Consider the following 7,779-nt stretch of genomic DNA (forward strand, 5'->3'; position numbering starts at 1 on the left):
TATTAAATTTTATCAATCTACTAATAAAAGGTCAATATCTATTTAGCATTTTCTTTTGTAATTTTTGTAACTCCACCCATGTATGGTACCAAAACATCAGGAATTGTAACTGATCCGTCTTCATTTTGGTAATTTTCAAGGATTGAAGCGACACATCTACCAACAGCTAGACCTGAACCATTCAATGTGTGAACTAATTGAGTCTTACCATTTTCGTCACGGTAACGAATTTGAGCACGACGTGCTTGGAAGTCTAGACAGTTTGAACAACTTGAGATTTCACGGTACTTGCCTTGTCCTGGCAACCATGTTTCAAGGTCATATGTCTTAGTTGAACTGAAACTTGCATCCCCACTTGATAGCACAATAACGTGATAAGGAATGTTCAACTTCTTCAAGATATTTTCAGCATCAGCTGTCATCTTTTCCAATTCATCAAATGATTGTTCTGGCTTAGCAATCTTAACCATCTCAACCTTATTGAATTGGTGCATACGGATCAATCCACGAGTATCACGGCCGGCACTACCTGCTTCTGAACGGAAACTTGGTGATAGAGCTGTAACCTTCTTAGGAAGTTCAGCGCCGTCAAGAATCTTACCAGCAAAGTAGTTAGTCAATGGAACTTCAGCTGTAGGGATCAATGTCAATGGGTTCTCATCGACCATAACAGTATAGACATCTTCAGTAAACTTAGGGAATTGAGATGTACCAAACATTGCTTGGTTGTTTACCAAGTAAGGTGTGATCATTTCTGTATAACCTTCTTTTTGGTGTTGATCCAACATGAAGTTGTAAACGGCACGTTCAAGTCTAGCACCCATACCAATGTAGTAAACGAAACGACTACCAGCAACTTTAGCAGCTTGGTCGAAGTCTAAGATACCTAGAGCTTCACCAATTTCCCAGTGGTGCTTTGGTGTGAAGCTGTATTCAGGAATGTCTCCCCATTTGCGAACTTCTTTGTTGTAGCTTTCATCAGGTCCAACTGGAACTGAGTCATCAGGAATATTGGGTAGACGAACCAAGATATAGTTCATCTTTTCTTCTGTATCTTCAAGTTTAGTATCGATTTCTTTGATGTCACTACCAACTTGCTTCATAGCAGCGATTTCGTCATCGGCACTTTCCTTATTACGTTTCTTAGCAGCAATACCTTGAGAAACCTTGTTTCTCTTTTCCTTCAATGTTTCAGTTTGAACTAATAGTTCACGACGATTCTTGTCAAGGTCCAACAAGTGGTCGATCTCTTCAGCAGTAACACCACGTGAAGCTAACTTATCTTTAGTCCAATCTGGATTTTGTCGAATCATTTTGATGTCTAACATAACTTTTCCTCCTAATTTATATGCAAAAAAATAGTCGCTTCGAATCCCAAATAAAGGGACGAAACGACTATTTTCGCGGTACCACCCAGTTTCAATGTACACAAATATACATTGCACTCTTAGACTTTATCGGATCAATCCGAACGGCATTGCCCGTTAGCCAGAATACTGGAATAAAAATCTTAACGATTCACACCAACCATCGTTTCTCTGGAAGATTCTTGAATAGGTACCCTATCGGCTTTTGTATTTATCTATATAATAATTTAAAATCACTCAGAATTCAAATTAATAGTGATAATGTTTCTTCGTGTGCTTAACATCAATATCATCAAGCTTCAAGAACTTGGTATGATATCTGAGTTTGTAGTATGCCCAGCAGACGAATAGTATGATCAATCCACTATAACTGATCAATAGACGCATAACGTTGAAGTTGACCAGTGAACGAATATCTTGTCCAATGATAATGATAATTCCCAAGATAATAGCTAGGATCGGACCAAATGGGAACCACTTAGCCTTGTACTTCAAGTCATCCAAGCTGTAACCCTTGTTAATATAAGCCTTTCTGAAACGATAATGTGAGAACGCAATACCGATCCAGGCGATGAATCCAGTCAATCCACTGGCTGCCACTAGTAATTCATAGAATGAATCACCATACAAACTTGTGAACAATGCAGCTCCACCGACTAAAGCAGTTAATAGTAGAGAAAAGATTGGAACACCACGATTATTAGTCTTCTCAAAGATATGTGGCGCCATGTCATTCTTACTCATTGACCACAACATACGACTGGCAGCGTACAATCCAGAATTAGCGGCTGAAATAACTGAAGTCAAGATAACAGCATTCATAATTCCGGCAGCAAGTGGAATACCAACCTTCTTGAAGACGATAGTGAATGGACTGATAGCAATATCACCAGCGCCAGAACCTAATAGATTAGGACTTGTATAAGGTATCAAAGCTCCAATAACTGCAATCGACAAAATATAGAATAGAAGAATTCTCCAAAATACTTGTTTGATTGCCTTAGGAATACTTTTTTCGGGAGTTGCCGATTCGCCAGCTGTAATACCAATCAGCTCAGTCCCTTGGAACGAGAACCCGGCAACAACGAACACACTTAGAACAGCTGGCACACCGCCAACGAATGGTGCTTGTTTATATGTATAATTAGATAAGCCGACACTACCATGACCACCTAGAATACCCATAATTGTCAATACACCGGCAATCAAGAATACGATAACAGCAGTGACTTTGATTGATGAGAGCCAATACTCAGTCTCACCAAATGAACCTACAGAAACCAAATTAATAACCAGTAAAATGATCATGAACGTCAAACTTATCTTCCATGACGACCAACCTGGGAACCAGTACTTGACCACAAGCGAGATGGTCGAAAGATCAACAGCTAACGTAATAGCCCAGTTGAACCAGTAATTCCAGCCTAGCGCAAATCCGAACGCTGGGTCGATGAACTTCGTTGCGTAAGTCGCAAACGAGCCTGACACTGGCATATACGTTGCCATTTCTCCTAAACTGGTCATTAAGAAATAAACCATGATACCGATAGCCACATAAGCTATCAGCGCGCCTCCGGGGCCGGCCGTTGAAATAGATGAACCACTAGCCACGAACAATCCAGTTCCAATCGACCCACCGAGGGCTATCATGGATAGGTGTCTAGTCTTCAACGAACGACTCACATCAGTATTTTCCATTTTTCTTCGTTTCCCCTATCTTGGATTAAAAAAAATCCTTATTACCAGAAGAAACTACTGATAATAAGGATTATACTTTCATCCAAATGATCAATAGCTCAACGTACAATGTACGACAGTCCGTTATTTATTAAATAACGGCCCAATCAAATCACCAAAGTAGGAGTGAAATAATTTCGGCATTTTCACCTTTTACACTAAATCTTTGTACCCTATCGTACTCAAAAGTGCTAATAATTGACAATGCGCCTCTATCTGATTACAAAATATTATAAATAAATGTTAACATAGTAGCAAGTAGTGTCACAAAATAATTACGATTTAATTTAATATGCCTAGTCGGGGGAATCACACATGTTGGAGCAAGTTTTCTTAGTTAAACAAGATGTTGAGAAATATCGAATGCTTTCAGTCATCAAAGCATTGCCACCTCAAGAGCTCAACCTAAGCAATATCAGCAACCGGATGAACTTTACTTATCAAAAAACATATAACATTTTTCAAGCCTTACTCGAAGATATCCTTGAAGTTGTCCCAGATATGGACCCTAAAGTAACCAAGATCGAGTCGATCGACTTTTCAAAAATTGCCATCGATACTTATCGTTTATATTTAGTTCAAAACTCTATCGTCTTCCAAGCCTTTAATTATGGACTAACCAACGCTAATCCGTCATTCGAAGCTTTCAGTAACGAACACTTCACTAGTAAGTCGACACTTAATAGAAGAATGTCAGCTTTCAGATCATTTCTGAAGAACTTCGGCTTGAAGATCTCCAACTCGACGCTCGAAATCAAAGGAGACGAAAAGAGTATTCGTTGGATGGCTTACTTCGTCTATTGGTACATATATCATGGTCAAGAATGGCCATTTCAATTGATACAACAAGATGCCATAGACGGCATTATCGACCGCTCTGGGAAGACTTTTAGCAACCCTATTACTTACCTGCAATTCGAATATTTCCTTGCTATATCAAGAATTAGGCTGATTAAACGTAATTATATCAACAACATGGATACGTATGACGATGTCTTCAGTAACCAAAAACTAGGCAGCGACGTATTGCGTCGTGAAGACTACTCCATCGTTCCTATTAACGCCTTGGATAATGAGAATAAATTGATCAATCTATTCCACAAGATGGTCTTCCAACCAAGTGCTGAAATCTACAAACAACCAATGAACTTCGATGTCAGGATCAATCCAAAATTCTATGCTTTGGTTTATCACTTTATAGACTTCCTCAAGGAACACTATCGTGATGACATGACCGTCTACCATAACCAAAAAAGTCCTGAAGGATATCATGACTTATGTTTCAAGAGATATTATCTTCTATCACATCATGGCTAATGACGGAGTGGTCAAAGGAAGTTACTACGATAAGAATCCTGAAGATACAAAGAATCTCTCATCGCTGTATCAAGACATCCTGAGCTTCTTCTCCAATGTCGATGAGACACAATACAAAGGTATCAAGAATGCCTCAGAAGCCATTGCACATGACCTGTATCAGATTCTACCAAGTTATATCAATACAATTCGTAAAGAAGATTACATTCACGTCAAAGTTCTAGTTGATCCCGGTAATGCGACTGAAGAAGTTGTCCTAAGAAATGTTAGAACACTAGAATTCGTTGAAGTCGTACCAAGTGATCAATACGAAGACGTTGACGTCTTAATAACAACCCTTGATATCTTACCAAGAGAAGAAGAACGTGACCTCTATCCTAAGAATATGCAAGTTATTACCTGGAACATCACTGCAACAAGAACTGATTACATCTGGCTGTTAGTTAGATTGAATTCAGTCTACGTTGATAAATTGAAGAAACGTGATGCTGGTAATAAGAAGACAAAAAAATAGACCTTACGGTCTATTTTTTTTGCTTATTTACGACTTCTAGATTTCTTACCATGCGTACCAGTTGTCTTATTACGTTGTGAATAGTAGAGATACATCCAAAGAACAACGAAGATCAAGACTACAATACCAATAATAATAATGATCCATTGGTTAGTGTGGCGACCTTCTGCCTCATTTTGTTGGCTCTCAATCGCGTCAGCACTACGCTTACTTACTGTAATAGTACGAGTAAAGGTCTTCTTATAGCCAGCCTTGCTAGTGATAGTAATCTTAGCTTTGTACTTACCAGAGTTCAAGTCTTTCACTGGAATGAAGTAATTGAACTTAGAATTAGGTGCAATCTGTAAATTCTTAGCATTGTAATCCGAAGTCTTATCATTATGAGTTATCTTAGCTTTCAGAGTAACCTCATTGATATTGATTGGAGCAGTGTTGTCCAAAGTATAGGCGATACCAGAATTACCAGCTACTGCTTTAGGGAAAGCATTAGTTAGATGCATATCAGGTACAACACCATCATCCTTGGAACGCAATACAACACCCTTAACATAACGAACTTGGTTCTTAATGTTAATATTCTTCGACTTAGTAGGACTAACGTTAGCCGTAGTTGTGACACCACCCAGAATAATACCTGTGTACTCTTCTGGTGGAGATTTAACAACGAAACTAACAGTCTTAGCCTGTCCAACCTTCAAATTGACAGAAGTCTTGCGCTTACCATCGACTAATGAAGTAAGCGATGGATTGGAGTTCTTGTACAACTTCACATTGTACTTATCATATCCAATTACACCAGAGTCAGCAGTGTAGGCATTGTTGACCTCAGCTGCGACCTTAATAGGCTTACTACCAGTGTTGATGATCATAACCTTCAACGTCTGTTCCTTCTTAGGTTCGACCTTCAGGTCAAAATAAGATTCATTTTGATCAATTTGATTATCAGGTAATACCGCTTGAACCGAATATGACTTGTCAGCCGCAGCATCAACCTTAGTTGGTAGAAGGAACCCCACCAACAGTAACATCATAGTTGATAAAAATATCGTTAATTTTTTCATACTTTTAACTCCTGTTCTGACGCCATAGTCCCCAGAAAATTAGGACAATTAATGAAACAAGTACTAACACAATTAAAACATAAGTTATTGTCTTATCATATACAAGTCCTCTACAACGCTTATTTATATCATTAGCTTGCTTCTCAGTTATAGTATACGTCTTCTTGAAGTTCCATATGGCCTTACCACTTCGAGCAACACCCACCACCTTATATTTACCAGTCTTGATAGGTGTATTATTTTGATTAAAATCTATTGGAATCTTTGAATTAGGTGCAACTTTTGGATATGTCAAATCAGCAATCATGGATTTAGGACCCATATTAAATCTATCAAGCCAACTCTTGCGTTTAACATTCATATGAATAATAACCTTTTTCATAATACCGGGCTGATTATTTTCCAAATTCACATACATATGAGGTTGATAATGATCAACTCCTAATGACAAACTATTCAATTTCAGAATTCCACCAACAGCCTTATTATCTTCAGTAATCCACACTGGCACTGAAGCATTTCCATTATTAGGCTGACTTATATCGTATATATTGAACCCTGCCATCATAAGCCCTTTAACTCGCTCATTAGGCAACTTAACTTTAAAAGTTAGGTCCTTCGTTTGACCTGCATTCAAAGTAACTGACTGTGCCTTCGTCATATCTCTAAATGCAGTCTTTAAACCAAACTGACCCGATTTAACGCTGGAATCGTACACAATTTTGCCATCCGCAGATGTAGTAGCATTAGTAGGCTGAACTCTCAAACGAATTCTTCTAACCCCAAAATTACTTATTGATATCTTTAATTTTCGTGTTCCACTATCTTTACTAATTATTTGAAATCTATCAGTAATATCAGAATCACCAACTAAAGGTGTCACAGAAACCCCATTAATTTCAGCCTTTGCGACATTCGATGAAATCATAAATATCATAATTGCAAAGAGTGCTATTGATAAAACCCAAGTAAATTTTTTCATTATCTAGCCTCGTTAAATAATCTTATACCCTAATAATACTAAAAAAGCAGTTCCAAGTCTTGGAACTGCCCATTCTTTTATTTATATTAAGATATTAACGACGACGTCTTCTTTGTGGTTGTTGTCCACCATTATTATTTCCATTATTGTTATTCTTTCTTCTACCTAAGTAGATACCTAATCCTAGAATAATCACTAGAGCTAGAATTCCAAGTAAGATATACAGCCATAGATAATTTGGTTTAATTCCTGCCAACTTGTTATATTTAGCAGCATCGGCGTTATTAATCGAGAAGTCCTTGTTCAGAACCCAGCCTCTAACACCATTTGAAGTTTTATATGTTAACTTCAAATGATAATCACCGGCTTGAAGTGCTTTCTTACCCCAAGAAATAGAATAATTATAATTTGATGTAGGAGCAATATCCTGAGCTGTCGATTGATTAGTGATTTTAAACTTCTTATCACCTTTCTTTGTAACAACAGCTTTCGCATTTAAAGAACCAATAAATCCATTAGTTGAGTTACGTACATTGGCCTTGATACCAGGCTCCGCACCCTTTCCAGTACTTGTAGCCGCTGGTTTAACACTTCCAATAGAATACTTAACATCTTGATCAGTATTACCTCTTTGACCAATTTGAATGGGAATAGTATAGCTAAATTTATTTTTAATCAAAGTACCATTTGAAGAAACAGTTCCTTTAGCTTTTTCTTTATATGGGAGAGATTGCAAGTTTAATCCGAACACTTTGTTAAATATCCACGAAATGAATCAATGGCAGTATTCCAGCCTAAAAC

Annotated in this window: 7 protein-coding genes and 1 riboswitch; of the genes, 2 read left to right on the plus strand and 5 right to left on the minus strand. The window is 37.7% G+C overall.

What is annotated here, in order from left to right:
• Positions 1–38: 38 nt before the first annotated feature.
• Both serS and EKM66_RS05245 read right to left on the minus strand, forming a co-directional pair.
• On the minus strand, positions 39–1,328 hold the full coding sequence (serS, locus tag EKM66_RS05240; RefSeq protein ID WP_125762340.1) for a serine--tRNA ligase: 1,290 nt from the start codon (positions 1,326–1,328) through the stop codon (positions 39–41).
• Positions 1,329–1,616: 288 nt separating this feature from the next.
• Entirely contained in the window at positions 1,617–3,065 is a 1,449-nt protein-coding gene (locus EKM66_RS05245; protein WP_125762341.1) for an amino acid permease, read from the minus strand.
• 86 nt (positions 3,066–3,151) lie between these two features.
• A riboswitch (Lysine riboswitch) is annotated at positions 3,152–3,327 on the minus strand.
• A gap of 92 nt (positions 3,328–3,419) precedes the next feature.
• Between EKM66_RS05245 and EKM66_RS05250 the strand changes: the two genes are divergently transcribed.
• Positions 3,420–4,421: a helix-turn-helix domain-containing protein gene (locus EKM66_RS05250; RefSeq protein WP_125762342.1), complete on the plus strand. Its 1,002-nt coding sequence runs from the start codon at positions 3,420–3,422 to the stop codon at positions 4,419–4,421.
• On the plus strand, positions 4,375–4,935 hold the full coding sequence (locus EKM66_RS05255; RefSeq protein ID WP_125762343.1) for a hypothetical protein: 561 nt from the start codon (positions 4,375–4,377) through the stop codon (positions 4,933–4,935). Before EKM66_RS05250 ends, EKM66_RS05255 begins: the two co-directional genes overlap by 47 nt.
• Positions 4,936–4,958: 23 nt before the next feature.
• Here EKM66_RS05255 and EKM66_RS05260 read toward each other — a convergent pair whose 3' ends face one another.
• From EKM66_RS05260 to EKM66_RS05270, 3 genes are all read right to left on the minus strand, one after another.
• Positions 4,959–5,996, minus strand: a complete 1,038-nt coding sequence (locus EKM66_RS05260) for a DUF916 domain-containing protein (RefSeq protein ID WP_125762344.1) — start codon at positions 5,994–5,996, stop codon at positions 4,959–4,961.
• Positions 5,997–6,000: 4 nt separating this feature from the next.
• Positions 6,001–6,978 carry a WxL protein host-binding domain-containing protein gene (locus EKM66_RS05265; RefSeq protein WP_125762345.1) on the minus strand — a complete coding sequence of 326 codons (978 nt, stop codon included), beginning with the start codon at positions 6,976–6,978 and terminating at the stop codon, positions 6,001–6,003.
• Positions 6,979–7,072: 94 nt separating this feature from the next.
• A complete protein-coding gene (locus EKM66_RS05270) occupies positions 7,073–7,729 on the minus strand; it encodes a DUF3324 domain-containing protein (RefSeq protein ID WP_164505046.1) in 657 nt (218 codons plus the stop codon).
• Between the last annotated feature and the right edge of the window lie 50 nt (positions 7,730–7,779).

The organism is Companilactobacillus hulinensis, assembly GCF_003946555.1.
Lineage (GTDB): Bacteria > Bacillota > Bacilli > Lactobacillales > Lactobacillaceae > Companilactobacillus > Companilactobacillus hulinensis.